Annotated in this window: 25 protein-coding genes and 2 riboswitches; of the genes, 8 read left to right on the top strand and 17 right to left on the bottom strand. The window is 65.1% G+C overall.

The window, feature by feature from the left end:
• Positions 1-38: 38 nt before the first annotated feature.
• From OIT41_RS04230 to OIT41_RS04200, 7 genes are all read right to left on the bottom strand, one after another.
• On the bottom strand, positions 39-1,415 hold the full coding sequence (locus tag OIT41_RS04230) for a molybdopterin molybdotransferase MoeA (RefSeq protein WP_241708164.1): 1,377 nt from the start codon (positions 1,413-1,415) through the stop codon (positions 39-41).
• Entirely contained in the window at positions 1,412-1,699 is a 288-nt protein-coding gene (locus OIT41_RS04225) for a DUF6457 domain-containing protein (protein ID WP_171983416.1), read from the bottom strand. Before OIT41_RS04225 ends, OIT41_RS04230 begins: the two co-directional genes overlap by 4 nt.
• A 31-nt stretch (positions 1,700-1,730) precedes the next feature.
• Positions 1,731-2,378: a molybdenum cofactor guanylyltransferase gene (locus OIT41_RS04220; RefSeq protein WP_241708163.1), complete on the bottom strand. Its 648-nt coding sequence runs from the start codon at positions 2,376-2,378 to the stop codon at positions 1,731-1,733.
• A 36-nt stretch (positions 2,379-2,414) separates the two neighbouring features.
• Positions 2,415-2,915 carry an HNH endonuclease gene (locus OIT41_RS04215; RefSeq protein ID WP_028266173.1) on the bottom strand — a complete coding sequence of 167 codons (501 nt, stop codon included), beginning with the start codon at positions 2,913-2,915 and terminating at the stop codon, positions 2,415-2,417.
• A gap of 250 nt (positions 2,916-3,165) precedes the next feature.
• Positions 3,166-3,930, bottom strand: a complete 765-nt coding sequence (locus OIT41_RS04210) for an NlpC/P60 family protein (protein ID WP_241708162.1) — start codon at positions 3,928-3,930, stop codon at positions 3,166-3,168.
• A 5-nt stretch (positions 3,931-3,935) separates the two neighbouring features.
• A riboswitch (cyclic di-AMP (ydaO/yuaA leader) is annotated at positions 3,936-4,118 on the bottom strand.
• A gap of 129 nt (positions 4,119-4,247) precedes the next feature.
• Complete coding sequence (locus tag OIT41_RS04205; RefSeq protein WP_241708161.1) at positions 4,248-5,066, bottom strand: M23 family metallopeptidase; 819 nt, start codon at positions 5,064-5,066, stop codon at positions 4,248-4,250.
• Positions 5,067-5,068: 2 nt separating this feature from the next.
• A riboswitch (cyclic di-AMP (ydaO/yuaA leader) is annotated at positions 5,069-5,279 on the bottom strand.
• 126 nt (positions 5,280-5,405) lie between these two features.
• Positions 5,406-6,101: a metal-dependent transcriptional regulator gene (locus OIT41_RS04200; protein ID WP_078106270.1), complete on the bottom strand. Its 696-nt coding sequence runs from the start codon at positions 6,099-6,101 to the stop codon at positions 5,406-5,408.
• Between the two features lie 272 nt (positions 6,102-6,373).
• Between OIT41_RS04200 and serC the strand changes: the two genes are divergently transcribed.
• Complete coding sequence (gene serC / locus OIT41_RS04195) at positions 6,374-7,504, top strand: phosphoserine transaminase (RefSeq protein ID WP_241708160.1); 1,131 nt, start codon at positions 6,374-6,376, stop codon at positions 7,502-7,504.
• A gap of 21 nt (positions 7,505-7,525) precedes the next feature.
• Here the strand turns inward: serC and OIT41_RS04190 are convergent, their stop codons facing one another.
• From OIT41_RS04190 to OIT41_RS04180, 3 genes are read right to left on the bottom strand one after another with little or no spacing between them, the layout of a single operon-like run.
• The gene (locus OIT41_RS04190) at positions 7,526-8,872 is read right to left on the bottom strand and encodes an MFS transporter (protein WP_241708159.1); all 1,347 of its coding nucleotides are present in this window, start codon (positions 8,870-8,872) and stop codon (positions 7,526-7,528) included.
• 44 nt (positions 8,873-8,916) lie between these two features.
• Entirely contained in the window at positions 8,917-9,501 is a 585-nt protein-coding gene (locus tag OIT41_RS04185; RefSeq protein ID WP_241708158.1) for a DUF3027 domain-containing protein, read from the bottom strand.
• A 7-nt stretch (positions 9,502-9,508) separates the two neighbouring features.
• Entirely contained in the window at positions 9,509-9,892 is a 384-nt protein-coding gene (locus tag OIT41_RS04180; protein WP_078106274.1) for a cold-shock protein, read from the bottom strand.
• 243 nt (positions 9,893-10,135) lie between these two features.
• Here OIT41_RS04180 and OIT41_RS04175 point away from each other — a divergent pair, with 243 nt between their 5' ends.
• From OIT41_RS04175 to OIT41_RS04165, 3 genes are read left to right on the top strand one after another with little or no spacing between them, the layout of a single operon-like run.
• A complete protein-coding gene (locus tag OIT41_RS04175) occupies positions 10,136-10,351 on the top strand; it encodes a hypothetical protein (RefSeq protein WP_241708157.1) in 216 nt (71 codons plus the stop codon).
• A 49-nt stretch (positions 10,352-10,400) separates the two neighbouring features.
• A complete protein-coding gene (locus tag OIT41_RS04170) occupies positions 10,401-12,863 on the top strand; it encodes a helicase-associated domain-containing protein (RefSeq protein WP_264637463.1) in 2,463 nt (820 codons plus the stop codon).
• Positions 12,864-12,873: 10 nt separating this feature from the next.
• Positions 12,874-14,517: a DNA repair helicase XPB gene (locus OIT41_RS04165; protein ID WP_241708155.1), complete on the top strand. Its 1,644-nt coding sequence runs from the start codon at positions 12,874-12,876 to the stop codon at positions 14,515-14,517.
• A gap of 18 nt (positions 14,518-14,535) precedes the next feature.
• Here OIT41_RS04165 and OIT41_RS04160 read toward each other — a convergent pair whose 3' ends face one another.
• Positions 14,536-14,763 carry a hypothetical protein gene (locus OIT41_RS04160; protein WP_078106277.1) on the bottom strand — a complete coding sequence of 76 codons (228 nt, stop codon included), beginning with the start codon at positions 14,761-14,763 and terminating at the stop codon, positions 14,536-14,538.
• A 71-nt stretch (positions 14,764-14,834) separates the two neighbouring features.
• Positions 14,835-15,743 carry a LysR family transcriptional regulator ArgP gene (locus tag OIT41_RS04155; RefSeq protein WP_241708154.1) on the bottom strand — a complete coding sequence of 303 codons (909 nt, stop codon included), beginning with the start codon at positions 15,741-15,743 and terminating at the stop codon, positions 14,835-14,837.
• A gap of 69 nt (positions 15,744-15,812) precedes the next feature.
• On the opposite strand from OIT41_RS04155, the gene OIT41_RS04150 reads away from it, so the two are divergent.
• The 4 genes from OIT41_RS04150 (at position 15,813) to OIT41_RS04135 (ending at position 19,157) form a co-directional block, all read left to right on the top strand.
• Positions 15,813-16,448, top strand: a complete 636-nt coding sequence (locus OIT41_RS04150; protein WP_264637462.1) for a LysE/ArgO family amino acid transporter — start codon at positions 15,813-15,815, stop codon at positions 16,446-16,448.
• Between the two features lie 83 nt (positions 16,449-16,531).
• Positions 16,532-17,242 (top strand): response regulator transcription factor, encoded by a 711-nt coding sequence (locus tag OIT41_RS04145; protein ID WP_059388206.1) that lies wholly within the window; start codon positions 16,532-16,534, stop codon positions 17,240-17,242.
• A 2-nt stretch (positions 17,243-17,244) separates the two neighbouring features.
• On the top strand, positions 17,245-18,726 hold the full coding sequence (locus tag OIT41_RS04140; RefSeq protein ID WP_241708153.1) for a sensor histidine kinase: 1,482 nt from the start codon (positions 17,245-17,247) through the stop codon (positions 18,724-18,726).
• Positions 18,727-18,866: 140 nt separating this feature from the next.
• Complete coding sequence (locus tag OIT41_RS04135; protein WP_241708152.1) at positions 18,867-19,157, top strand: WXG100 family type VII secretion target; 291 nt, start codon at positions 18,867-18,869, stop codon at positions 19,155-19,157.
• Positions 19,158-19,228: 71 nt separating this feature from the next.
• Here the strand turns inward: OIT41_RS04135 and OIT41_RS04130 are convergent, their stop codons facing one another.
• The 5 genes from OIT41_RS04130 to OIT41_RS04110 form a co-directional block, all read right to left on the bottom strand.
• Positions 19,229-20,320 (bottom strand): ribonuclease HI family protein, encoded by a 1,092-nt coding sequence (locus OIT41_RS04130; protein WP_241708151.1) that lies wholly within the window; start codon positions 20,318-20,320, stop codon positions 19,229-19,231.
• 169 nt (positions 20,321-20,489) lie between these two features.
• Entirely contained in the window at positions 20,490-22,118 is a 1,629-nt protein-coding gene (gene groL, locus OIT41_RS04125; RefSeq protein ID WP_078106281.1) for a chaperonin GroEL, read from the bottom strand.
• Between the two features lie 297 nt (positions 22,119-22,415).
• Positions 22,416-23,684 (bottom strand): ABC transporter substrate-binding protein, encoded by a 1,269-nt coding sequence (locus tag OIT41_RS04120; RefSeq protein ID WP_241708150.1) that lies wholly within the window; start codon positions 23,682-23,684, stop codon positions 22,416-22,418.
• A 92-nt stretch (positions 23,685-23,776) separates the two neighbouring features.
• Entirely contained in the window at positions 23,777-23,980 is a 204-nt protein-coding gene (locus OIT41_RS04115) for a cold-shock protein (RefSeq protein ID WP_059388209.1), read from the bottom strand.
• Between the two features lie 139 nt (positions 23,981-24,119).
• Positions 24,120-24,743: a LytR C-terminal domain-containing protein gene (locus OIT41_RS04110; protein ID WP_241708149.1), complete on the bottom strand. Its 624-nt coding sequence runs from the start codon at positions 24,741-24,743 to the stop codon at positions 24,120-24,122.
• Positions 24,744-24,790: the final 47 nt, after the last annotated feature.

The following is a 24,790-nucleotide window of genomic DNA, read 5'->3' as shown; positions in this document are numbered from 1 at the left end:
TCTCTAATCCACCCGCGTCCATTCGGCGTCGGAATCTCTCAGCCCGTCAGGGCGCTCCAGTCGACCGGCCCGGACGGCACCTTGCGGGCAGACCGGGAGGGAGACTTCTTGGCCTTGTCCTCCGTGGGCTTTGGCCGGGGAAGGGGCGGCCCCCACGGCAACGGAAAAGCGGGCACCGCCTCTCCCAGTTGCACGCCGTGCGGTGGCACCACCATGACTCCGTCGGCGCTGGCGAGGCCGCGCATCATCCCGGGGCCCGCATGCTGGGCCGGCGAGGCCAAGCCGTACACGAACCTGAAGGGAAGCAAGCGCGTGCGCCCCGGGTCGGCGTCGAGCATGGCACCGCAAGGAACCTCGCCGACCTCCGGCAGCGCCCTGTGCCCCAGCCCCGCGAGGAGCGGTGCACCGATCGTGAAGAGGACCATCATGGCCGCGAGCGGATTCCCGGGGAGACCCAGCACAAAGCGACCGTCCGGCAGTTCGGCCAGCACGCCGGGATGTCCCGGACGCATCGCAATTCCATCAATCAGCAAACGGCCGCCGAGCTCCGCAATGGCCCGCCGGAAGTGGTCCGTCCCCGAACGGCCAGTCCCACCGGTGGTGATGACGACGTCGGCGGGAGGCGCGTCGGGCGACAGCTCGCCTTCTTCAAGGCCCGCGAGCCACTCTTCATAGGAGTCGCCCACCTTGATTTGCTCGCCGCGGATCCCGCCAAGGAGCTCGACGACGGCGCCAAGCTGGGGACCGAAGGTATCCCTCACCCGGCCGGGGACCGGGACACCCGCGGTCACCACTTCGGAGCCGGTCAGGAGCATTTTCACGAGGGGCTTGCCGAGGACGTCCAGCTCGTCGCGCCCGGCCAGTGCGGCCAGGGCGAGGTGGGCAGGGTTCAAGACAACGCCCGATGTGATCAGCAGCTCGCCCGCCGCGGCTTCTTCTCCGGCGTTTCGGATGTGTTGGCCGTTGCGCGGTTCGCCCGGTTTCGCTTTTCCGCCGAGCGCGAGCAGCGGCAGGCCGTCTTCATCGGTGGTCAGGACCCCGCTCTCGCTGCGGAGCACTGCCTTGGCCCCCGGCGGGATCAAGCCACCGGTGACGATCGGGCTCGCTTGGTGCGGGGCCAGCCGATGGCCGGGTTCCGCGAGGATCCAGGGGCCGCTGCCGTTGACCGCCCAACCATCCATCGCCGAGGACGCATAGTGAGGCAGGTCCTGCAGGGCGTGCACATCGGCGGCCAGGGTCCTGCCGATGGCGTCCTTCAGGGCGACGGGAGCGGCGGGAATGGGCGTGGCACTGTCGAAGGCTAGTTGCCGCGCCTCGGCCCACAAGTGGTCGGCGTGCTGGACCTGCTCAACGTCCGGGGCCGGTTCGGTCACGGCGCCGAGCGGCTCGGCGCCTTCTTCGGGGGCTTCCGTCATCCGGCGTCGGTTCCGGGGTTCGTATAGTCCTTCGCGAGCGTGCGGGCCAGGCCCATCGCGGCATCCATCGACGCGGATTCGCTAGCCTGCCCGGACCCCGCTGCGAGTCCGGCTGCGAAGCCCGCGATGAAGGTGGTCAAAGGAGCCGCCGGCCGGACCACTGAATGGGCTGCAACCCCTGCCAGGGACAGGATCTCGTTGATGTCGATCTCGACGTTTTCGAGCTCATATGCTTGCAGCAGGCTCCTGCACCATTCCTCGAGCGTTTCTTCCTGGCTCTTCACGATCCGCCTCCACAGTCCTGTACAGCTGTTGTCACGGCAGGTCGCCGTCCACTCCGAGCGCCGCGGCATCGTCCCAGGTATCCACGTCGTCGGTGGACCCTTCGGGGACGGGCACGGCCAGCAGATCAAGCCTAGCAAGCAGCCGGAAGACCGCTGCGTTGGCCAGGCCCTCCTCTTCCGATACAGCCTGCACTTCCCGTTGCAAGGCAGATACCCGGTAGATCCCGAGCAGGGGCTGCTTCCGTCCATCGGAGGATATGGACAGGGCTCCTTCCGATTCCGCATGGGCGGAAACTTCCTGGAGCAGGACAGGAACAGCGGCGGCGGCCAGGGGCATGTCGCAGGCCATGACGAGCACCCAGGCTGCATGGCCTGGGGAGGGACTCTGGCCGTGCCGCGCTTCGGAATCCTGCCCTTCGCTGTCTTGCCCCTCCAGGGCGAGGAGCCCGGCGGCGATCGCGGCTGCCGGTCCGGCGAAGGGCGGGTCCTCCCGTGCGGTCAACGTGCCGTCCGGCAATGTGCCGGGATCCGGCCCGACGACGACGACTCTCCGGGCTCCGCGCGTGGCCGCCAGGGCACGCTGAAGGAGCGTTGCGCCGTCGTACCTCAGATGGGCTTTGGGCACGCCGCCGAGGCGGGAGGACTTGCCACCCGCCAATACCACCGCATCAAAGTCCACCCGCCCAGATTACCCGGGAAGCGGCTCAATTCCGGTTCAGGCCGCCGATTCAGGGAGGAGGAAGGGATCCCATGCGGGCGCAGGTTTCTCAAGCTCCTTGATCTGCCAGATAGTCCCGGTGGGCGCCGCGGGAGTGAACCTCAGTTTCCAGCCCATCTCGGCTGGAGTGTGGTCACTCTTGGCGTTGTTGCAGCGAAGGCACGCTGCCACCAGGTTTTCCCAGGAATCCGCGCCGCCCCTGGATTTGGGGTGGACGTGGTCAATGGTGTGGGCTGCTTTCCCGCAATAGGCGCAACGGTGGCCGTCGCGGCGCAGGACGCCGCGGCGTGTAACCGCCGTGATGGTGTTGTACCTTGGCCGGATGTAGCGATTGAGCAGAATCACGGACGGACGTCCGAGAATCTCCTGTGGCCCGACGACAGGCTCGTCGCCTTCGGCCACTACGCTCGCTTTCCCGGTGAGCACAAGGACCAGCGCCCGGCGGAAGGTTACTACCGCCAGCGGTTCATATCCAGCATTCAGAACGAGTGTGCGCATGCACGTACCTCTTCACGGCCGCACCCGTCAGGGGCGCGAGGGCCGGCTGCCCTCTGCATGTACGGGCTGTGGATCGACAACCTAAGAGTAAACACCCGGAGGCCAGATCAACGAATCCTAGCGTGAGTTCCAGGACGGTGTCGGTCAAAGTTCATGTGCCGGACACGTTTGCGCATGCTGGTTAAAACGGAACATCCCCGCCGGCGGACCGACGGGGATGTTCCAGTGAAAACTATGTAGCCGGAGCTAATTAGCCACCGACGCGGATGAAGACCGGGCCGGAACCGACGTTGACGCTGTACAGGGCGGTGGTGCCACCGTTCCAGCCGCCGTGGACTGCCATGCCGTTGCCGACGTAAACGGCGATGTGGGCCATGCCCATGCCACCGTTCTGGTAGTAGACGAGGTCACCCGGCTGCGCTTCAGCAGCGCTGACCGTGCGGCCGAGGGAGAGGTAGTCTGCCGGCCAACCGTGGAAGTGGATGCCAACGGCAGCCAAGGAGTTCGAAGCCAGGGCCGTGCAGTCCTGGGCAACGCCAAGCTGTGCGTAAGCTGCGGCAGCAATTGCCGCGCCCTGGCCGCTGGCAACCTTCGTTGCGGGAGAAACAGCAGCAGTCACGGAAAGCGTCGAGACGCCGGTAGCGGCACCCGTTGCAGCCTGCGGAGCAGGAGCAGCTTCCTGGGTAGCGACCGGAGCAGCAACAACCGGAGCAGCCTCGGTGGAAACCGTCGGGCGCTCGTACTTGATGGCGACGGAGGAGTCGGCCGAAATGCTGGCTTGGGCGACGGACTGGACTTCCAGGGCGGAAGTCGAAGTGGACTCGCGGGGGACGTTGGTTTCTGCAGCGTTGGCTGCGATACCGCTAGTAAGCACCAGACCGGAAGCAGCTGCGATAACCGCTGCCTGACGGCCTACGCCACCGGCGTTGCTGCCGACAGTCTTAGCGATAACGGCAAGCGAGTTGGTCTTGGTGACCGCGGCACGGTGGCGCGCGACAGTAGAGCGTGAAGACACGTTAAGAGGCCTCTCCCTATGCCCGCGAGGTAAGCTGTCGGATTCGGATGGGAGTCATCCGGCCACACTTCTCCCTCTCGGAAGTTGTGCGACTTAACCCCAAGGCCATCCGTGAAGATGACCAAAAGTGGGTCCCCCGCCTCTGCCAGACGATGTTTTGCGAACGGAACCTCGAGCAGTGGCAGAGCTAGGCAATCCACTCGAGTGCATCAACTCTCTAAAAGTTGATGCGTCTTAGACGGTACATGAGTTTTGGCTGAATGTCACATTCAGGTCACGGAGCGTGACAAGCATGCGAGAGGCTTCCATCGGATTGGCTACAGCCAGCCCAGGGGGTCGACGACGTCGCCGTTGACCATGACTTCAAAATGGAGGTGGCAGCCGGTGGAGGCGCCGGTAGTGCCGCTCAACGCGATGACGTCGCCGCGGCTGACAGTCTGGCCCACGTGGACGTTGAACGAAGACAAATGGTTGTACGTGGTTTCCAGGCCGTTGCCGTGGTCCACCACAATGCGGTTCCCGCCGCCATACGGATGCCAGCCGGCGAAGGTCACCTTGCCCGCCGCAGCGGCATGGACCTGGGTGCCGCACTGGGCCACGAAGTCCTGGCCCCGGTGGAATTCGCCTAGGCCGCCCGTGATGGGGTTCACGCGGTAACCGAACGGCGAGGCCGTGATCAGGGTATCCAGCGGCGCCCCGAGTGTGCCCTTGGAGGACGACGTCGTGATGGTGCCGACGGACTGCGCGCTCAGGAGCTGTTTGAGCCTGCTGTCCGGATCTGCCGTGGTGGAAACCGCAGCGCGGCTGAAATCGATCGTGGCGCTTGCCGCGGCCGGGATTTCAGGCTGGGTTCCCACTGCCAGGGCCGTCTGGTTCAACTCAGGGGTGGCCGTCATGGCGCCGGCGCCCGGCATGGCGATCGTGAGGATGAGGCCGGTAGCCGCAAGGGCCACGCCGGCCTTCTGCCCCGCTCCGCTCGCTGCGGCGAACTCGGCCATCTGCCGCAAAGGTCCCTTGCGGCGGCGGAGTTCGCGATGGGGATCGCGGGGCCGCTGGTGCTCGACGGCGCTTGCGCTCCGCAGCTCAGCAGCAGGACCGGACGCGCGCCTGCGGCCCCTGGTGTTCTGCGTGGTCAAGGTTTTCCTCTCTGGCAAGCCTGCGAAGTTAGCTGTCGGATTCGGGCCAGAGAGATCGTGGACCCGGTCCGCACGAAGGACGCGAAGCGCAGGGCTACTCCGAGGAGGACCCTGCGCAATGTGTGCTTCTGCTGCGGACTTCACCCCAAGGCCGTCTTTCGACGGCCGATGGTGGTTCCCCCGCTTCTGCCAGTGAATGGACTAATCCACCTGATCCACTGGCAGAACTCGGCTTCGGATCAGGTAACGCTTTGGTATCGGCGCCAGTACCCAACTATAGGGGATTAAGCCCCCGCGGTAATAATTTCGTTATCTTTGCCGCTCGCCTTGCCGGAGAGGCTAGGCGACCGTGACAAACACGTGCGAGGCAACCTCCGGCGGCAGCTCCAGGGCGCCGTCGATATTGGGCACGCGGACTGAGATGTACTCCCCCACCCGTTCCAGGGAAACCCTGGCACCGGGACGGATTCCGCCCTCGTCCAGCTGCACCAGGAGTTCCGGTTCCACCTGGATCGGTTCGGCCAATCGGCTGACGGTGACCCGGTTTTCAGGTGAGTATTCGTTCATCGCGTCAAGGAGGTTGACCACGCCGTCCGTAAACGCGTGGGACGCGGCTCCGCCCAATGCTTCGAGTCCCGGAATGGGGTTGCCGTAGGGCGATTCCGTGGGGTGGTCCAGGAGCTCGTAGAGCCGCCGCTCCACGCGCTCGCTCATGACGTGCTCCCAGCGGCACGCTTCATCGTGGACGTAGGCCCAGTCAAGCCCGATGACATCGGCGAGGAGCCGTTCCGCGAGCCGGTGCTTGCGCATGACTTCCGTGGCGCGTTTCCGGCCCGTTTCGGTCAGCTCAAGGTGCCGGTCGTTGGACACAATCACCAGGCCGTCGCGTTCCATCCGACCGATCGTCTGGGAAACAGTTGGGCCGGAGTGCCGCAAGCGTTCGGCGATGCGTGCGCGAAGAGCCACGATGTTCTCTTCTTCAAGCTCCAAAATGGTCCGAAGATACATCTCAGTGGTATCGATCAGATCCGTCATCCAGCTCAGCTCCTCGAGCGCAGTATCTTGCGTGTTTTCGCCAGCTCCAAGCTTAGCTTATTTGGAATTACTCCGGATAATTACGACGCCGGTCCAGCGCTCTTCCGCCGTCCCATCCGGAGCCGACCAAACAAATGCTTTCCACGTGGCGGACTATGACACCTCCGGTTCTGCCCCCGCCTGCGGCGTCGGGCAGAATTGGGAAGTCGAAGGAGGCAGCTTGCCACCTGCCACGACCCATCTAGGCCGCTACTTCACCATTGGAGCATCCCGTGAGCGACAACAGCATCACTATCCCCGCCGATTTGCTGCCCAAGGACGGCCGCTTCGGCGCCGGGCCCTCCAAGGTCCGCCCGGAGCAGATCGAGGCCCTGTCCGCCGCCTCGACCACGATCCTCGGCACCTCCCACCGCCAGGCACCGGTCAAGAACCTGGTGGGCTCCGTCCGCGAGGGACTGAGCCAGTTCTTCCGTGCGCCCGAGGGCTACGAGGTGATTCTCGGCGTCGGCGGCTCCACCGCGTTCTGGGATGTCGCCGGCTTCGGCCTGGTCGAGAAGAAAGCCCAGCACCTCTCCTTCGGTGAGTTCGGCTCCAAGTTCGCTGCGGCCACCAACAAGGCACCCTTCCTGGAAGCCTCGTCCATCATCACGTCCGAGCCGGGCACCCGGCCGGTTTCCGAGGCCGAAGCGGGCGTGGACGTGTACGCATGGCCGCAGAACGAAACCTCGACGGGTGTGGCCGCTCCGGTCAAGCGCGTTGAGGGCAGCGACGACGGCGCCCTGGTCCTGGTGGATGCGACGTCCGCGGCCGGCGGCCTGGATGTCGATGTTGCCGAGGCCGACGTCTACTACTTCGCTCCGCAAAAGAACTTCGCCTCCGACGGCGGCCTGTGGCTGGGCCTCTTCTCCCCCGCAGCCCTGGAGCGCGCCGCCCGCATCAAGGCAAGCGGCCGGTGGATCCCCGATTTCCTGGACCTTCAGACGGCCATCGACAACTCGAAGCTCAACCAGACCTACAACACGCCGTCCTTGTCCACCTTGGTGACCTTGGATGCCCAGGTGCAGTGGCTCAACAAGAATGGTGGCCTGGACTTCGCTTCGGGACGCACCGCGGACTCCGCAAACCGCATCTACACGTGGGCAGAGGCTTCCGAGTACGCCACCCCGTTCGTCGCGAAGGCAGAGGATCGCTCCAACGTCATCGCCACGATCGATTTCGATGATTCGATCGATGCCGCGGCCATCGCCAAGGTGCTGCGCGCCAACGGGATCGTGGACACGGAGCCGTACCGCAAGCTGGGCCGCAACCAGCTGCGCATCGCTACCTTCGTTGCCATCGAGCCGGACGACGTCTCTGCGTTGCTCGCCAGCATCGACTATGTGGTGGGCGAACTGAAGAAGTAAGCGCCGGCCGCGTTCCTGCGGTCAGGGCTTGTCGGCGTCGTCCGGGTGCGGATCCCGGGCGGCGCTGGCCTCTTTAACGGCGCTGTCCTTATTAAGAGCATCGCCCGCGCCCAAGGACTCAATGCGGAAGAACCGCAGCCCTCGGGCGGTTCGATCGAAACGGAGCCGCAGCTGGCGCGCGCGAATGATCCACACGATGCCGACGACGGCGGTGCCGGCGCCCGCGGCGGCGGCCACACCCACAGCCCATCGGGGTCCGGCGACGTTGGATACCCAGCCGACGAACGGTGCACCGATGGGCGTTCCACCCATGAAGATGGCCATGTAGAGCGCCATGACCCGGCCGCGCATGACAGGTTCAGTGGTGGATTGCACGTAGCCGTTGGCGCTGGTGATCATGGTCAGGGCAAACAAGCCGCAGGGAATCAGCGCCAAGGCAAACATGGTGTAATTCGGTGCCAGCGCCGCCAGTCCGCTCGCGAGGCCGAACCCGCCCGCCGCCGCGAAGATGAGGCGCATCCGTGGCCGGCCGCGCCGGGCGGCAAGGAGCGCCCCTGCGACGGAGCCGATCGCCATGACCGAGTTGAGGAGCCCGAAGGCGCCCGCGTCCATGCCGAATTCCGTGCCGACCATGGCCGCAATGAAGAGGACGAAGTTCAAGCCGAATGTGCCCATGATGAAAATCGCGACGAGGACAACCACAATGTCCGGTCGATTGCGGACGTAGCGAAGCCCCTCCCGGATGCGGCCTTTGCCTGCGGCTGCCCGGGGCTGGACGCGCAGGGAGGCTAGGGGAATGGCCCGGATCGCGCCAAGCATTGCGAGGAAGGTCACGGTGTTGATCATGAACACCCAGCCCGGGCCCACGGCCACTGTCAGGACGCCGGCCACGGCGGGACCGATCATGCGCGCAACGTTGAAGGATGCGCTGTTCAATGCAACGGCATTGGCAAGATAGTCGTCCTTGACCAGTTCCGAGACGAACGTCTGGCGGACCGGTGCGTCAAGTGCCGAGACGACGCCCAGCACCAGCGCGAACACATAGACATGCCACAACTGCGCCGCACCGCTCAGCACCAGCAGTCCCAAGCCAGTGCTCAGGACTGCCATCGCCGATTGCGTCATGACAAGGAGCCTGCGCCGGCTGTAGCGGTCGGCAAGCAGTCCGGCCCACGGAGCAAGGAAAAGCTGCGGGCCGAGTTGGAGGGCCAAGGTCACGCCCATGGCGCCGGCGTCGTGATTGCTCAGATGGGCGAAGACCAACCAATCCTGGGCAGTCCGCTGCATCCACGTGCCGACGTTGGAAATGAGGGCACCGATGAACCAGATGCGGTAGTTAGGGACACCCAGCGATTTGAAAGTGGACATCAGTTTCCACCTTCAAGGAATTCACTCGCCGGGTCCGCCAAAGGTTAGTCAGCCTCGATGTCGTCGACGTCGTCGTTCTCTGGTGCGTCACCGGAAGCGGCGGCCTGCGAACCGGAGGGCTCGCCGTCGTCGTCCACGTCAACGGCGACGACGGCCTCTTCCGCGAGTTCTTCGGCCGCGGTAGCCTCGTCCTCCGGACGGACGCGTTTTGCCCACGGCACCCATTCCGGCGCGAGGATGGAGTCCTCCGACGGCAACAGTCCAAGCTCGCTGACGGTGACAACCTTGGAGCGCGAGTTGCGGGTCACCACCGCGTACCACTGCCAACCGCCATAGCCTGCCAGCCGCGATTCGAACAGGTGGGTGACCACGCGTTCGCCTTCGGAGCGCGCTGCAATGTGCGGGCCGATTTCACCCGGCCGGGCTATGGTCTCCACCGCGTTGCGGGCAACATCGACGGCGGCGGCCAGGAAAGCGTCCGGCTTGCCGACGCGCCACACGGGGATGCCGGTGCGGGGTTTCGCCGTTGCCGGCTTCCGCTCAGCACCGGAACCAGGCGTTCCAGCCGTTCCAGCAGCGGCGCCAGTGCCGTTCTCTTCAGGACTGGCTTCAGCGGATTCCGATGTCATGGCAGCTTTAGGCTTCCAGCTCGTCGGCGACCTTGCGCAGGGCTGCGGCAATGGCCTTGCCCTTGGCGCCTTCAGGGTACTTGCCGGCGGACAACGTGCCGGAGAGGTTGTCCAGGACGGAAACGAGATCCTGGACTACCGGAGCAAGCTCGCGGGCGTTCATGCGCTTGGCCTTGGCGATGGATGGCAACTTGTCCAGCACGCGGAGGCCAAGGGCTTGCGCGCCCCGGCGACCATCGGCGACGCCGAACTCAACCCGGGTGCCCGCTTTGAGATCCGCTACGCCTTCGGGCAGCGCTGATTTGGGCAGAAACACTTCCTGGCCGTCCTCTGCCGCGAGGAATCCGAAGCCTTTGTCCTTGTCATACCACTTGACCTTGCCGGTGGGCACGTAATCAACCTTCTTCGTTCTGACTTGCGAGACACAGCCGGCGCGCCACCGCATCCGCAGGATGCTGCGGGAATAGGGGTAACTGCCTGGACCGTGTTGGTCTATTGCTTCAAGGTTATCCTGCCCGGCCGCGGAATCGCGCTTTGAGGCTCCAGCAGGCCGGTGCCGCCGCCATTTGTCCGCGACCGGACTGCACCCGGGCCGGAACCGGTGATGCGGCCCCGGACTGTTAGCGTTGCATGCATGATTCCCCACGACTTCCGCCGGCCGCTCACGATCGTTGCCGCCGTCGTCGCAGTCCTGTCCCTGGCGGCCGTCGCCGCCGTCATGGTGATCGCTTATGGCAACGGCGTGGCCCCGGTGTGGGTCACGTCCACCGCCCTGTACGGGCTGCCGCTCGCCTTCATTCTGATGGCCGCACTGGTGGTTGACTCCGTGTGGGCACGGCGCCGTCAATGAGCGGCCGGAAAGCCCGACGGCGGGCCCGCCTGGCGGTAACGTTGAACTGATGTCCCTTATTCGCGCGCTCAGCAAGGAACTGGAAGCGCGCAGCGACGATTCGCTGCGGGCCTTGTTTGCCGCGCGGCCGGACCTGATCTCCCCCATCGCACCGGATTTCGCCGCCCTCGCAGCGAGGGCAAGTGCCCGGGTCAGCGTGCAGCGCGCCCTGGAACGGCTGAACAAACCGGAGATGCAGGTGCTGGAGACGCTCCACCTATGCACCAACACGGACACCGGCCACAGCGCATCGGCGGCCGGATTGAAGAGGTGCATCAACGGAGCGACGCTTGCCGCGCTCGAACCGATCCTGAGCAAGCTCCAGGAGCTGGCCCTCATCCACCGGGCCGATCCGCCGGCCACGGTGCACAATCCAGGCAGGCAGCGTTTCTACTTGCCGGTGGGCAGCCTCAAGGACGTCATCGGCATCTACCCGGCGGGCTTGGGCCGCAGCTACACCGAGTTGGTCCGACTGCAGCCTGCCTTCGCGCAGCGGGTGGTGCACCTCGTTGCCGAGCTCCACCAGAGCGGCGCCCATATCCTGGCCGCCACGACGCCCATGGACGCGGCTTTGGCACTGCAACATTGGACATCGACCCCGGAGAACCTTCAGCACATCCTGTCCGAGGCACCTGTCCGGACACGTCCCCTTTTGAACAAGTTCGGCAGTTGGGCCATGGGCGCCGTTCCGCAGGCCCAGCGCAAGGCCTCCGTGCTCCATGAAGGCCGCGACGTCGGCCCCGTGGACTGGCTCCTGGCCCGTGGACTGCTTGTTCCCCTCGACGCGGGCCACGTTGAGCTTCCGCACAGCGTCGGCCTGTCCCTGCGCGGCGGCGCGATCGTGGACCACTTCACCTTGAAGCCTCCCGTGCCGGAGCTGGGCCAGACGAGTGCCGCCCTGCGCCGCAATGCCGCCATGGGTGCCATCGCCGAAGTGCTCCGGCTGGTGGGTGAACTCCTGTACGCGGTCCGCGAGCAGCCGGTGGTCACCCTGCGCAGCGGCGGTGTGGGCGTGCGCGAGCTCAAACGCCTCGCCGACAGCCTCCGCCTCGGTTTATCCGAGACCGCACTCATCCTCGAGCTCGGTGCCTTGTCCGGATTACTGCGCCTCGATGTGGACAGTTCCACGTGGGTGCAACCGCCATCGCTGGAATGGCTCACGCTCCCGCGCCAGGAACAGTGGCTGTGGCTGGTCAACGCCTGGCTTGCCAGCGAGCGCGCTCCTTCCCTCGTGGGCCAGACCCTTCCGGGGCCCGGCACCACGGCACCGCGAACGGGCTCCGCGGCAACCTCCATCAATGCCCTGTCCGCCGAGGCCCAGCGCCCTGACGCCCCGCTGGTCCGCAAACGGATCCTGGAGATCCTCGAAGAACTCACCCTCGAGGTGGAAGCACCGGACGGCAAGGCTCCTGTGCTCAACGCCGAAGCCGTCATGGAACGCGCCGAATGGGCCCAGCCTCGGATGTCGCGGCGGTTCAGTTCCCTTGTCCGCGGCATCCTGCACGAAGCCGAACTCCTGGGGCTCATGGGTTCCGGCGCCCTCACCCAGCTTGGTTCGGCGATCGCCACCGAACAGCCCGAACTGGCCCTCAGCATCCTCGGCGAACACCTCCCCGCCGCGGTGAACCATGTCCTCCTGCAAGCAGACCTGACCGCCGTCGCCCCCGGGTACCTGGCCCCCGAGCTGAGCGAAAAACTGCTTCTGATCGCCGACGCCGAAGGCCAGGGCCCGGCGACGATCTTCCGATTCTCCGGAGATTCGATCCGGCGCGCGTTGGACGCCGGCCAGGACGCCGAAACCATCCTCGGGTTCCTGCGCACCCACTCGGCCACCGATGTCCCCCAGCCGCTCCGGTACTTGATCAAGAACATCGCCTCGCGGCACGGCCGCCTGCGTGTCGCCAGCAGCCCCAGTTTCATCCAGAGCGACGACGAGGCAGCCATCGCCGAACTCGTTCACGAGCCGGGAGCCTCAAGCCTCGGACTTGTCCGGATCGCCCCCACGGTGCTGACCTCCACGGCGAGCCCGCGGGAGGTCGCGAGGGTGCTGCGCGAGCTGGGACTCTCGCCCGCCGTGCAGGAGGCGGAGACCGCCGTCGTGCGCTACAGGAGGACGACGGCGCTGGCCGGCGGGGCCCGCCCCGTGTACACCGCGCCCCGCACCGCACCGCCGGACGACGACGTCGACGCCCAGCTTTCGGTACTGAGGCAACATCATTCTGTCCACGGCGACGCGACCGGCGAGGCGGCAACGCAACTCGGACTCGAAACCCTGCAGAGGGCCATCCGGCTGAAGCAAGCGGTCACCATGAACGTGGTTGACGGCTCGGGGAATTCCAATACAGAAACAGTTGTTCCCGTATCGGTGTCGGGAGGGCGCGTCAGGGTGTTCGACGCGGCCAGGGACACCGAAAGAGTCTTGTCCATCCATCGCATCATCGATGTGGAGCCCGCGGGCGATCCGCGCAAGTGAGGAAGCAATAGTGAGCGACGGTCCGCTGATCGTACAGAGCGACAAAACCATCCTGCTGGAAGTCGACCACGAGCTCGCCACCGAGGCCCGCCATGCGATTGCGGCGTTCGCCGAACTGGAGCGGGCCCCCGAACACGTCCACAGCTACCGGCTCACCCCATTGGGCCTATGGAATGCGCGCGCGGCAGGACTGGACGCCGAAAAAGTCCTCGACACGCTCCTGCGCTACTCCCGGTTCCCGGTGCCGCACTCCTTGCTGATCGACATCGAAGAGACGATGTCGCGTTACGGCCGCTTGCGCCTGGAAAAGGATCCCCAGCACGGATTGGTCATGCGCACCACCGACTACCCCGTGCTCGAGGAAGTCATCCGGGCCAAGAAGATCGCACCGTTGCTGGGGCCGAGGATCGACGGCGAAACCGTGGTGGTGCATTCCTCCCAGCGGGGACAGCTCAAGCAATTGCTGCTCAAGCTCGGATGGCCGGCCGAGGACCTCGCCGGCTACGTGGATGGCACTCCGCACCTCATCGCCCTCAACGAGGACGGCTGGCACCTGCGGCCGTACCAGAAGCTGGCCACGGAGAACTTCTGGGCGGGCGGCAGCGGCGTCGTCGTGCTGCCCTGCGGTGCAGGCAAGACCTTGGTGGGGGCCGCAGCCATGGCTACCAGCTCCACCACCACGCTGATCCTGGTGACCAACACGGTCGCGGCCCGGCAATGGAAGGACGAGCTCCTCAGGCGGACGTCGCTGACGGAGGAGGAAATCGGCGAGTATTCGGGCGCGGTCAAGGAAGTCCGGCCCGTCACGATCGCCACCTACCAGGTCCTGACGACCAAGCGCGGCGGCCTCTACCCGCACCTGGAACTCGTGGACGGGCACGACTGGGGACTCATCATCTACGACGAGGTCCATCTCCTCCCTGCTCCGATCTTCCGGATGACCGCGGACCTGCAGGCCCGGCGGCGGCTTGGACTCACGGCGACGCTTGTGCGCGAGGACGGCCGCGAGGGCGAGGTCTTCAGCCTGATCGGCCCCAAGCGCTACGACGCCCCGTGGAAGGACATCGAAGCCCAGGGCTACATTGCGCCGGCGGACTGCGTGGAGGTCCGGGTGGACCTGCCCCGGGACGAGCGCGTGGCCTACGCGATGGCGGAGGACGCGGACAAGTACCGGCTCTGCGCGACGTCGGAGACCAAGACGCACTTGGTGGAGCAGCTGGTGGCCTTGCACCAAGGCGAGCAACTGCTGGTGATCGGCCAGTACATCGACCAGTTGGATGAGATCGGCGAGCGTTTGGACGCCCCCGTGATCAAGGGCGATACCACGGTGAAGGTGCGGCAGAAACTGTTCGATGCCTTCCGCGCCGGTGACATCAAGACCCTCGTGGTGTCCAAAGTGGCCAACTTCTCGATCGATCTGCCCGAGGCATCCGTCGCGATCCAGGTATCTGGGTCTTTCGGTTCCCGCCAGGAAGAGGCCCAGCGGCTGGGGCGCTTGCTTCGTCCCAAGCAGGACGGCCGTGCGGCACGTTTCTACTCCTTGGTGGCCCGGGACACCCTCGACCAGGACTTTGCCGCCAAACGCCAGCGCTTCCTCGCCGAACAGGGCTACGCCTACCGGATCATGGACGCCAAGGACGTACCCGCCGCCTAGGGGCTTGGCCAACCCAAGCTAGGCAACCAGTTGTTGCGCGCGCTCCTGGCCTTGCGTTGCTCGCAGCACGACGGCGTCGACGACAGCCCACGAGTCCTCGTCCTTGAGCTGGGCAGCGGCGAAGCGTTCAGCGGCCGGGCGGTCGCTGAACGCTTCGTGCTCAACGCGTCCGGAGAGCGTGTCCAGGTAGCTGACATGGAATTCGACGTTGTGGGTTTCACCGCGTGATTCTTGTTTGTTTTCCATGGCTCCAGTGTGAAACGGGGGTCCGACAATTGAAGACTGTGCCCGCGGCGTGTTGGCTTTTGGCCGTTTTGTCAGGGCGCCCGCAGCACTTCCGCGGCGGTGCTGCGGACCGCCTCTGTCACGGCGTCCAGTATCCGCGAGGGTGTCCGCCACCGTTGCCAGTACAAGGGAACGTCCAACGGCCGCCCGGGCGCGAGTTCCACCAAGGATCCATCGGCTATGTCCCGGCCGCATTGCGGTTCAGGCAGCAATCCCCATCCGAGACCCAGGCGAATGGCTTCGGCAAACTCCTGGCTGGATGGAACATAGTGGCGCGGCCCGGCCGGTTCCATTCCACGCCCCGCACCGCCAAGGAGTTCCAGGAAGCGGTGCTGGTATTCATCCTTGCGGTCGAAGTCCACGGCGGGAGCTGCGCGCAGCGAGGCGGCATCGACGCCGTCGGGAAGCCACCTCGCCTTGAACTCCGGGGTGGTGACGGCGCGGTACCGCATGCTCCCCAGCGGCTCCACGCGGCAGCCCTGCACCGGTTCGGGCGTCGCGGTCACGGCTGCCATCACCGTTCCTGCACGCAGCATGGACGTGGAATGCTGTTCGTCATCCCGGTGAAGGTCGAAGACCGCATTCAATTCCGCAGGAACTTTCGTCAGGGCTTTGAGGAACCAGACAGACAGGGAATCCGCGTTGACCACGATCGGCACCGACACCATGGGCGATTCGCCGGGCAACCCCAGTTCAAGTTCGGCGTCGGCCTCCAATTGGGCGAGTTGCCGCGCCAGCCTGAGCACGACGTGCCCCGATTCCGTGGCCTGGACCGGATTGCTGCGCTGAAGCAATACCCTTCCGGATGATTGTTCCAGCGCTTTGAGGCGCTGGGAGACCGCCGACGGCGTGATGTTCAGCGAGCGGGCGGCGGCGTCAAGCGTGCCTTCCGTGAGCACGGCGGCGAAGGTGTGCAACTGTTCAGAGGAGAATCTGGCCATAAGATGATCTTACGATGCCTAAGAATATTTAGCTGGACTAATGTTGACGGCGAAACTTAGCCTCGAAACATGAACTCCCCCGACGTCTTCCACGCTGCCGGCCTGGGCCTTGGCACCGGCCTGGCCCTCATTGTTGCCATTGGCGCCCAAAATGCCTTCGTCCTCCGGCAAGGAATCCGCGGCGAACATATCGGAGCGATCGTTGCCGTGTGCGCCATCTCCGATGCCGTGCTCATCGCGGCCGGGGTATTCGGCACGGGCGCCCTGCTCACCGCGGCACCTGCCGCCGTCGTCGTTCTCCGCTATGTCGGCGCGGCGTTCCTGGTCACGTACGGCGTGATGGCGGCACGGCGGATCCTCAAGCCGCAAGCGCTCGTCTCCGCGGACCCCGGGCCTTCGGGCGCCGGCCGAAGCGGACTGGCTGCAGCGCTGGCAACCGTCCTGGCACTCACATGGCTTAATCCCCACGTCTACCTGGACACTGTATTGCTCCTGGGATCGGTGGCGAATGCCCAAGGGCCCGGCCTGCGGTGGTGGTTCGGCGCCGGAGCCATGCTGGGCAGCATTCTGTGGTTTTGTTCGCTCGGGTTCGGCGCGAAAATGTTGCGCGGCTTCTTTGCGCGCCCGGCGTCCTGGCGGATTCTCGACGGCGGGATTGCCGTCACGATGGTGGGTCTCGGCGTCGGGCTTGCCTTCGGAAGTTAGCCGGGGATGCAGCCTCGACACGCGGATAATTCTCACAACAAGCATCCAGTCAACTCCCAGAAACTGGGAGCATCATGAATGGTATGAAAAAGAACGGCCCCGAAGCCAAGCTGCTCGTCGTCGACGACGAACCCAACATCCGTGAGCTGCTCTCCACCTCGCTGCGCTTTGCTGGCTTTGAGGTCGTTGCGGCGTCGAACGGCCGCGAGGCACTCGCTGCCGCCGATCTTCACGCCCCGGACCTCGCGGTCCTGGACGTCATGCTCCCCGACATGGACGGGTTCACTGTCACCCGCCGCCTTCGGGCCGCCGGAAAGCACTTCCCTGTCCTGTTCCTGACTGCCAAGGACGACACGGAAGACAAGGTCACCGGCCTGACCGTGGGCGGCGACGACTACGTCACCAAGCCTTTCAGCCTGGATGAAGTGGTGGCCCGGATCCGCGCCGTGCTCCGCCGCACGCAGCCGATGGAAGACGACGACGCCGTCATCCGCGTTGATGACTTGGAGCTCGACGACGACGCGCACGAGGTTCGCCGCGGCGGTACCATCATCGAGCTCTCGCCTACCGAGTTCAAGCTGCTGCGCTACCTCATGCTGAACCCGAACCGGGTGCTTTCCAAGGCGCAGATCCTGGACCACGTCTGGGAGTACGACTTCAACGGCGACGCCTCGATCGTGGAGTCCTACATTTCCTACCTCCGGCGCAAGGTGGACATCGACCCGGATGCCACTGCCCTGATCCAGACCAAGCGCGGCGTCGGTTACGTACTGCGGACGGCCGAGAAGCGCTGACCTTGTTCAACCGTTGGAAGTCGGCCTCCCTCAGGTCGCAGCTGGTCGCCATCATCATGGGGCTGCTGCTCCTTGCCCTGGCCGCCACAGGCGCGGGGACGCTGACGCTCGTCAAGAGCTACCTCCAAGGGCAGGTGGATGACAAGCTCAAGGCTGCCGTGCAGACCGCCCAGCAGCAGCAGTCCTTTGCCAACCTGTCCGAGGCGAGCCCTGCCGTTCCCACCGACTATTCCCTGACGCTCTACGTCCAGGGCCAGCCACCGTATCCGTTCGGCGGCAGCAAGACCGATCGTCCGAACATCGCCAGCATCAGCCCGGTTGAAGCCAAGGATCGCAACTACGCGCCCTTCCAGGTTGGTGGCACTACCGGCGCCAATTGGCGCGTGGTGGCGGTCAACGTCGTGGACAACCGTACCGGGCAAAACGCAGTGGTGATCATCGGGCTGCCCCTGTCTCCCGTGGACAAAGTCATGGAACACGCCACCCTGGTGGTGGTCGGCGTCGGACTGTTGACCCTGGTGCTCGCGTTCTTCATCGCCACGTGGACCGTTGCGCGTTCGTTCCGCCCCCTCTCGCGCGTTGAAAAGACTGCTGCCGCCATTGCCGCCGGCGATCTCTCGCGCCGCGTGGACATCGAGAATCCGGTCACCGAGGTCGGCCGCCTGGGTGCCTCCCTCAATGCCATGCTCGCGCATATCGAGTCGTCCTTCGCGGCGCGTGCCGCCTCCGAGGCCAGGATGCGGCGATTCGCCGCTGATGCTTCCCACGAGTTGCGCACCCCCTTGGTCACCATCCGCGGTTTCTCCGAGCTTTACCGCCACGGCGCCCTTTCCACACCGGAAGACGTGGGCACCGCCATGGGCAGGATCGAGAGCGAAGCCAAGCGCATGGGATCCATGGTGGAAGACCTCCTGTTGCTTGCCCGGCTGGACGAACAAAGGCCCTTGCAGCTCAAGCCGGTGGACTTGCAGCTCCTCGCGAACGACGCCGTCGTGGACTCCCTTGCAACGTCCGGCAAGCGGAAGATTACGCTGACGGGGCTCGACGGCGGCCCGGCCGCGCCTGCCCCGGTCCAGGGTGACGAGGCCAAGCTTCGGCAAGTCCTGGGAAACCTGGTGGGCAATGCCCTGCGCTATACGCCCGAAGGAACGCCGATCGAGCTCGCCGTCGGTGTCCGCAACAGTCCGAGCGGTCCACTCTCCGTTCTCGAGGTACGGGACCACGGCAGCGGCATTCCGGCCGAGGAATTGCCCCGGATTTTCGAACGCTTCTACAGGGCTGACACTTCGCGCACGCGGGAGACCGGCGGCAGCGGCCTCGGTCTCGCGATTGTCTCTGCCATTGTGGGATCCCACGGCGGTACCGTCAGGGTCGACGAGACCGACGGCGGCGGGGCCACCTTGGTTGTCAGCCTCCCCTTCCAGGACGACATCTCGGAGATGCCTGAAGACGCGGGCATCGCGGAGGCGGAGATCTCGGACTAAGGCCCGGGCGGGTTGGCCCAGCGAGTTGTCCACATAGGGAGATACGGCTCTGTCCGGGCTATGGGACCGCTTCTAGGCTCGTTGTGTGGACCACACGCCAGCCGCACCTGCGGACCCCGTTAGTTGAAAGGCGACGCCCCATGAGCGTTATCTCCGTCGATACCGAACTGCTCCAGCTCAAATCCGCCAACGTCAAGGCCACCGTGGATCGCGTCGGTGCCGACGTCCAAGCGATGAAACGTGGGCTGGACGAGCTCCAAGCCACGTGGAAGGGATCAGCGGCCAACAATTTCCAGGCCCTCGTCTCCGAGTGGACGTTGACCCAGAACAAAGTGGAGGCTTCGCTGGCATCCATCAACCTGGCACTGTCTTCCGCCGCGGCAAGCTATCTCCAGACCGAACAAGGCAACACCCAGCGGTTCAGCTACTGAGCGCTGAGGCTGCGGGTCCCGGCGGGCGGCCATTCCGCCTTCCCGCCGGGGTGCAGCCTGCATTTGCGCCCTTACTTCTCCGGCGTCGACTGGTGGAAGCGCAACCGCCAGCGGCCGTCGTCGAGCAACCAGATGGAACTCCGCAAGGCCGAGCCGGTTCGTCCGTAACTTCTGTAGTTGAGCAGCATGGTGTTGCTGGAGAGGCGCTCCGCGGAAATGACCTCGATCTCAGCGGTTTCGCCCGGATTTCCCTCCAACGCCATCATGAGTTCGTCCCGGGACCAGACAAGTCCGGAGCTGCCAATCTCGGTAAAGTCGGGGTGGAGCAGTATCCCCGTACGTCCAAGGTCTCCCCTGACGTCGGGCCTCAGGAGCTCCTTCTCAAGAAGAATGACCGTTTCCTCGTCTGAGCGCCCGCCGTCCTGGCCAAGGACCGCTTGTTCGTCGTCACCGGCGAAGAGGGTGGGCTCGATGAACGCCTCCTGCTCCGCGAACGCCACCGTCGCGTTGAGCAAAGGCGACCCGTCCGAAAGGTCTTGGCCGCCGAACAACGTCAGGTCTTCATCCGGCGCATCGGCGTCGTCATGATCGTCGTCGAAAAGCGACGGCGCCTCCACAGGCATCGTGCGGGCTGACTGCATACGAGCTGGTGGCGTGCCCGCTGATGATGTGCGGGCCAAAGACCCTGCAGCTTCGGCTCCGGGATAACCGGGTCCGCCGGGAGCGGCTATACCTTGCTGGTATGCGGTGGCCACCGCGCGGGCGCGATCGTCGGCAGCCTCGTTGAGGTCGTGGCCTGCGTGGCCCTTGACCCACTCGAACGTGTACTTGCGGCCGACAATGGCTTGGTCGATGTCCTTGAGGAGATCGACGTTCAAGACGGGCTTCCCGTCCGCTTTGCGCCAGCCCTTGCGCTTCCACCCTGGCATCCACTTGGTGATGCAATTGATGACGTACTGGCTGTCGCACAGAATCTTCAGCTCTTCGTCGGGAACGTGTGCCGTTGACCGGAAGAGGTCCAGCACCGCCATGAGCTCGCCCTGGTTGTTGGTTCCGTGCGGCCACCCCCCGGCCCTCCAGCAAGAGTCGTTCACGTACCAGGCCCAACCGGCAGGCCCGGGATTGCCGAGGGCAGAACCGTCGGCGGCAGCAATAATCGTCATGCTTTCCATCCTGCCAGACCACCCCGACACTCCCGGACCGCAAAGGTGAGGGGGCGTTCCGCCAAAACCCGACATGCGTGAGCGGGCGTGGTGGTTAAACGGCGACGACGGCCCCCACCTGAGGCGGGAACCGTCGTCGTGCGTGTGGCTGGTGAGCTACAGCGGGGGCTTAGAAGCCGCCCATGCCGCCCATGTCGTCGCCGCCACCCATGGCCGGAGCGTTCTTCTCCGGCTTGTCGGCAACAACGGCCTCGGTGGTCAGGAACAGACCAGCGATGGAGGCTGCGTTCTGGAGAGCCGAGCGGGTGACCTTTACGGGGTCGTTGACGCCGGCAGCCAGCAGGTCCTCGTAAACGCCGGTTGCGGCGTTCAGGCCGTGGCCCGACGGCAGGCCGCGGACCTTGTCGATGACAACGCCCGGCTCGAGGCCGGCGTTGTGGGCGATCTGCTTGAGCGGAGCGTCGATGGCAACGCGGACGATGTTGGCGCCCGTTGCTTCGTCGCCTTCGAGCTGCAGGTTGGCGAATGCCTTGGCACCGGCCTGGATGAGGGCAACGCCACCACCGGCGACGATGCCTTCTTCAACGGCAGCCTTCGCGTTGCGGACTGCGTCCTCAATGCGGTGCTTGCGCTCCTTGAGCTCTACCTCGGTTGCGGCACCGGCCTTGATGACTGCAACGCCGCCGGCCAGCTTGGCCAGGCGCTCCTGCAGCTTCTCACGGTCGTAGTCGGAATCGGAGTTCTCGATCTCGGCACGGATCTGTGCCACGCGGCCGGCGATGGCGTCGGCGTCGCCGGCACCTTCGACGATGGTGGTCTCGTCCTTGGTGACAACAACCTTGCGGGCGTTGCCGAGCAGTTCGAGGGTTGCGTTCTCGAGGCTGAGGCCGACCTCCGAAGAGATGACCTGGCCGCCGGTGAGGATCGCGATGTCGGCGAGCTGTGCCTTACGGCGGTCACCGAAGCCCGGAGCCTTGACGGCAACGGACTTGAAGGTGCCACGGATCTTGTTGACGATCAGGGTGGCCAGGGCCTCGCCCTCGATGTCTTCGGCGATGATCAGCAGCGGCTTGTTGGACTGCATGACCTTCTCCAGGACCGCAACGAGTTCCTTCACGTTGGAGATCTTGGAGTTGACGATCAGGATGTACGGGTCTTCGAGGACCGTTTCCTGGCGCTCTGCGTCGGTGACGAAGTAAGCGGAGATGTAACCCTTGTCGAAGCGCATGCCCTCGGTGAGTTCAAGCTCCAGGCCGAAGGTGTTGGACTCCTCGACCGTGATGACGCCTTCCTTGCCGACCTTGTCCAGGGCTTCAGCAATGAGGTTACCGATTTCGGTGTCGCCGGCAGAGATGGAAGCCGTGGCTGCGATCTCTTCCTTGGTCTCGATCTCCTTGGCCGAGGCCAGCAGTTCGCGGATGACGGCTTCAACAGCCTTCTCGATGCCGCGCTTGAGGGACAGCGGGTCGGCGCCGGCAGCTACGTTGCGCAGGCCTTCCTTGACGAGGGCCTGGGCCAGGACGGTGGCGGTGGTGGTGCCGTCGCCAGCGACGTCGTCAGTCTTCTTGGCAACTTCCTTGACCAGCTCGGCGCCGATCTTCTCGTAGGGATCGTCCAGCTCGATCTCCTTGGCGATGGAAACACCATCGTTGGTGATCGTGGGGGCGCCCCACTTCTTTTCGAGGACGACGTTGCGTCCACGCGGGCCGAGGGTGACCTTGACGGCGTCGGCGAGGATGTTCAGACCCCGCTCGAGACCGCGGCGTGCCTCTTCATCAAATGCAATGATCTTGGCCATAACGGCGGTAGTCCTTTCGGGACAGTCGTTAAGAAGGTGCCTTCACTGCGGTGCCCGCGACGGACGATCCTTCGCGTTCGGCCTCTGTACGCCGCGCGCTCGGGATCTCACCCCAGCAAGGTTTTCTTTGTTCCCCCAAACACCGCCAGTGTTTCCAGACGGCCGGAGCCGTGAAGAATTAGCAGTCAGTGCTTGAGAGTGCTAATCAATAATTAGCACTCACCCGAGGAGAGTGCAAGCAGCAAGCGAGGGAAACTGCTCGCCACGCCAGGGGAATTCGCTACGGGCACAAGCCGATCACGGAGTCCGCGAGGCGGTCTCCTTGCCACTCACCCGCGCAGTGTTGTCTGCACCGTAGGTGAAGACCATGTAATTGGACGATGTAACGTCGCCATTGGCGTCGAACCCGATGGTGCCGGACTCGCCGTCGTAATCCGGAAGCTTGGCCCCCTTCAGCACCTCGAGGCAGTCCTTGTATGACGTACAGGACGTGCGTTCCTTCGTTGCCGCATCACCCGACGTCGGACGTGTCCCGCCGGACACGGTGGTGAGCCAGGCTGCGATCGAACCGCCGGCGTCGTCGCCCGCCGCCGCGGCCGCGAGCGCCGCGAGGGTGACGGCGTCGTACGTTTCGGCCGCGTACGTTGTGTCCTTGAGTTTGGGGTCGATGCCGGTCAGGTCCGCCTGGAACTCCGCACTCGGGAAGACGCCTGGAAGAATTCCCCGCGCGCCGTCGAGGCCACCGGCTCCCAGCGCGGTTCCGTATTGGCGGATGGCACCGTCGCTCAAGATCAGGTTCTTGCCGCTCAACCCCGCGTTCAAGAGCTCGGCCAGGGCGCCTTGGGCGCCATCACGGGCAACCACGACGACGGCGTCAGGAGTGCCGGACTTGATGCCCGCCGCGGCGGGAGCTGCTTTGCCGGCCGCGAATTCCGTGTTGGTCACTGCCTCCATTCCGAGGCTGCGGGCAGCGTCCATGACCGCTCCGGAAACACGAGTGCCGTAGTCCCCGGATTCGTGGAGGACGGAAATCCTCTTGGCGCCGCCGTCGTGGGCAAGCTTCGCCAAGACGCTCCCCTGTGCGGCATCAGCGGCCGAGGTGCGGAAGTAGAAACCGCCGTTCTTGTAGCTGCTCAGCCCCGACGCCGTGTTGGCCGGCGAGATGAGCGGAATCCGGGCAGGAGCCAGCACATCGATGGCGGCGGGTGCATGGCTCGAATCCGTCGGCCCCACAACGACGTCGGCGTGGGCCGAAAGCAAAGCCTTGGCTTGCGTGGCTGTATCGGCCGTGAAGGCCGCCGCGCTGGCCCCTTGGCTGGCGCTGATGCCTTCGCCGGCCGCGGATTCCGGGAGCAACTCGACCGGGCGGTTCTTGTAGCCGCCGGAGTCGTTGATCTGCTTGACGGCCAATTTGGCCGCTGCCAGCTCGGACTCGTTGAGGAAGGCGGAACTACCCGTATTGTCCAGAATCACGCCGACGCGCAGGACGCCGTCGCCGCTCGGAGTGACGGAGCTGAGCCTGGCGTTGCCAACGGGGGCGGAACACCCGGCCAGTCCAACGGCCAAGGCTGCAAAACCTGCAAGGAGAGGTGCTGCCAACGATACCCGGGACCGGCGCACCCCAAGAGGCAGGGACAGCCCTGTTGCCGCAACACCCACTAGATAAGCCGCACGCTTTCTGCCTGGGGGCCCTTCTGGCCCTCGCCCAATTCGAAGTCGACCCTTTGTCCTTCTTCGAGCGCACGGAAGCCATCCATCTGGATGGCGGACCAATGCACAAAGATATCGTCACCGGATTCATCCACGGTGATGAATCCGTAGCCCTTTTCGGCATTGAACCATTTGACGGTTCCCAAAGCCATGATCCCCACACTTTCAACTAGCTGTGGCCGGCTTCCGGGATCTCCGGGCCAGCTCACAACTACTGTAACCACAGTCACGTTGCCGTAGCGCAACCTTGGGTGCGGGTAGCCGCAATGTTATTGAGGCGTAACCGAGTTCCTACTTGTAACCGGGGCCCAGAATGACAACTACGGGCTGCTGGAACTCGGCGCTGTCCACCAGGTTGGAGATACCCAGCAATTTGCCGAGCGCTTCGGCGTTGCCCTTCTGGGCCGCGCCTTTGTAGAAGACCGACGACGTCTGCTGGGGCATGCCGCCCCAGTTGGCGACGGTGGACAACGGCCATCCCCCGCCTTGCACCATGCCGGCCACACGGGCAGCCAGTCCACCGGTGGTGGTGCCGTTGTAGACCGCGACTACCGCGGTCTTGTCCAAGGGCGCCGTGGTGGGGGTCGGCGTGCTGGAGGGAGTATCGCTCGGGCTTGGTTGCCCGGATGCCTGCACAGAGCTACTTGGAGACGGCATGCTGCTCGCAGAGGGCGACGCCGCGGCACTTGGCTTCGAGGCGCCCGCCGTGGCGACGGCTTGCGGCGTCGTCGATGAGGTGAATCCCAGCTTCGGAAGGACGAGGAACGCCACGAGGCCGACAGCCAGCGCAATGCCGCCCAGGAGCAGCACCGGCCACAAGGCTGCGCGGGAAGCGGACGCGACGAGCCTGTGGACACCTTGGCGCGATGAGCTCTGCGGGACACGGTCGAATTCATCCCGGGCAAATTTGGTCATGGTGAAGCCTTGTCCTTGCTGCTTGCTTGCTGGGGTATCAGCGGATG

This window comes from Arthrobacter sp. YA7-1 (assembly GCF_025960325.1).
GTDB classification, from domain to species: Bacteria; Actinomycetota; Actinomycetes; order Actinomycetales; family Micrococcaceae; genus Arthrobacter; species Arthrobacter bambusae_A.
Note: the sequence above shows the minus strand (reverse complement) of the source record. Positions and strands in the feature narration are given on the sequence as shown.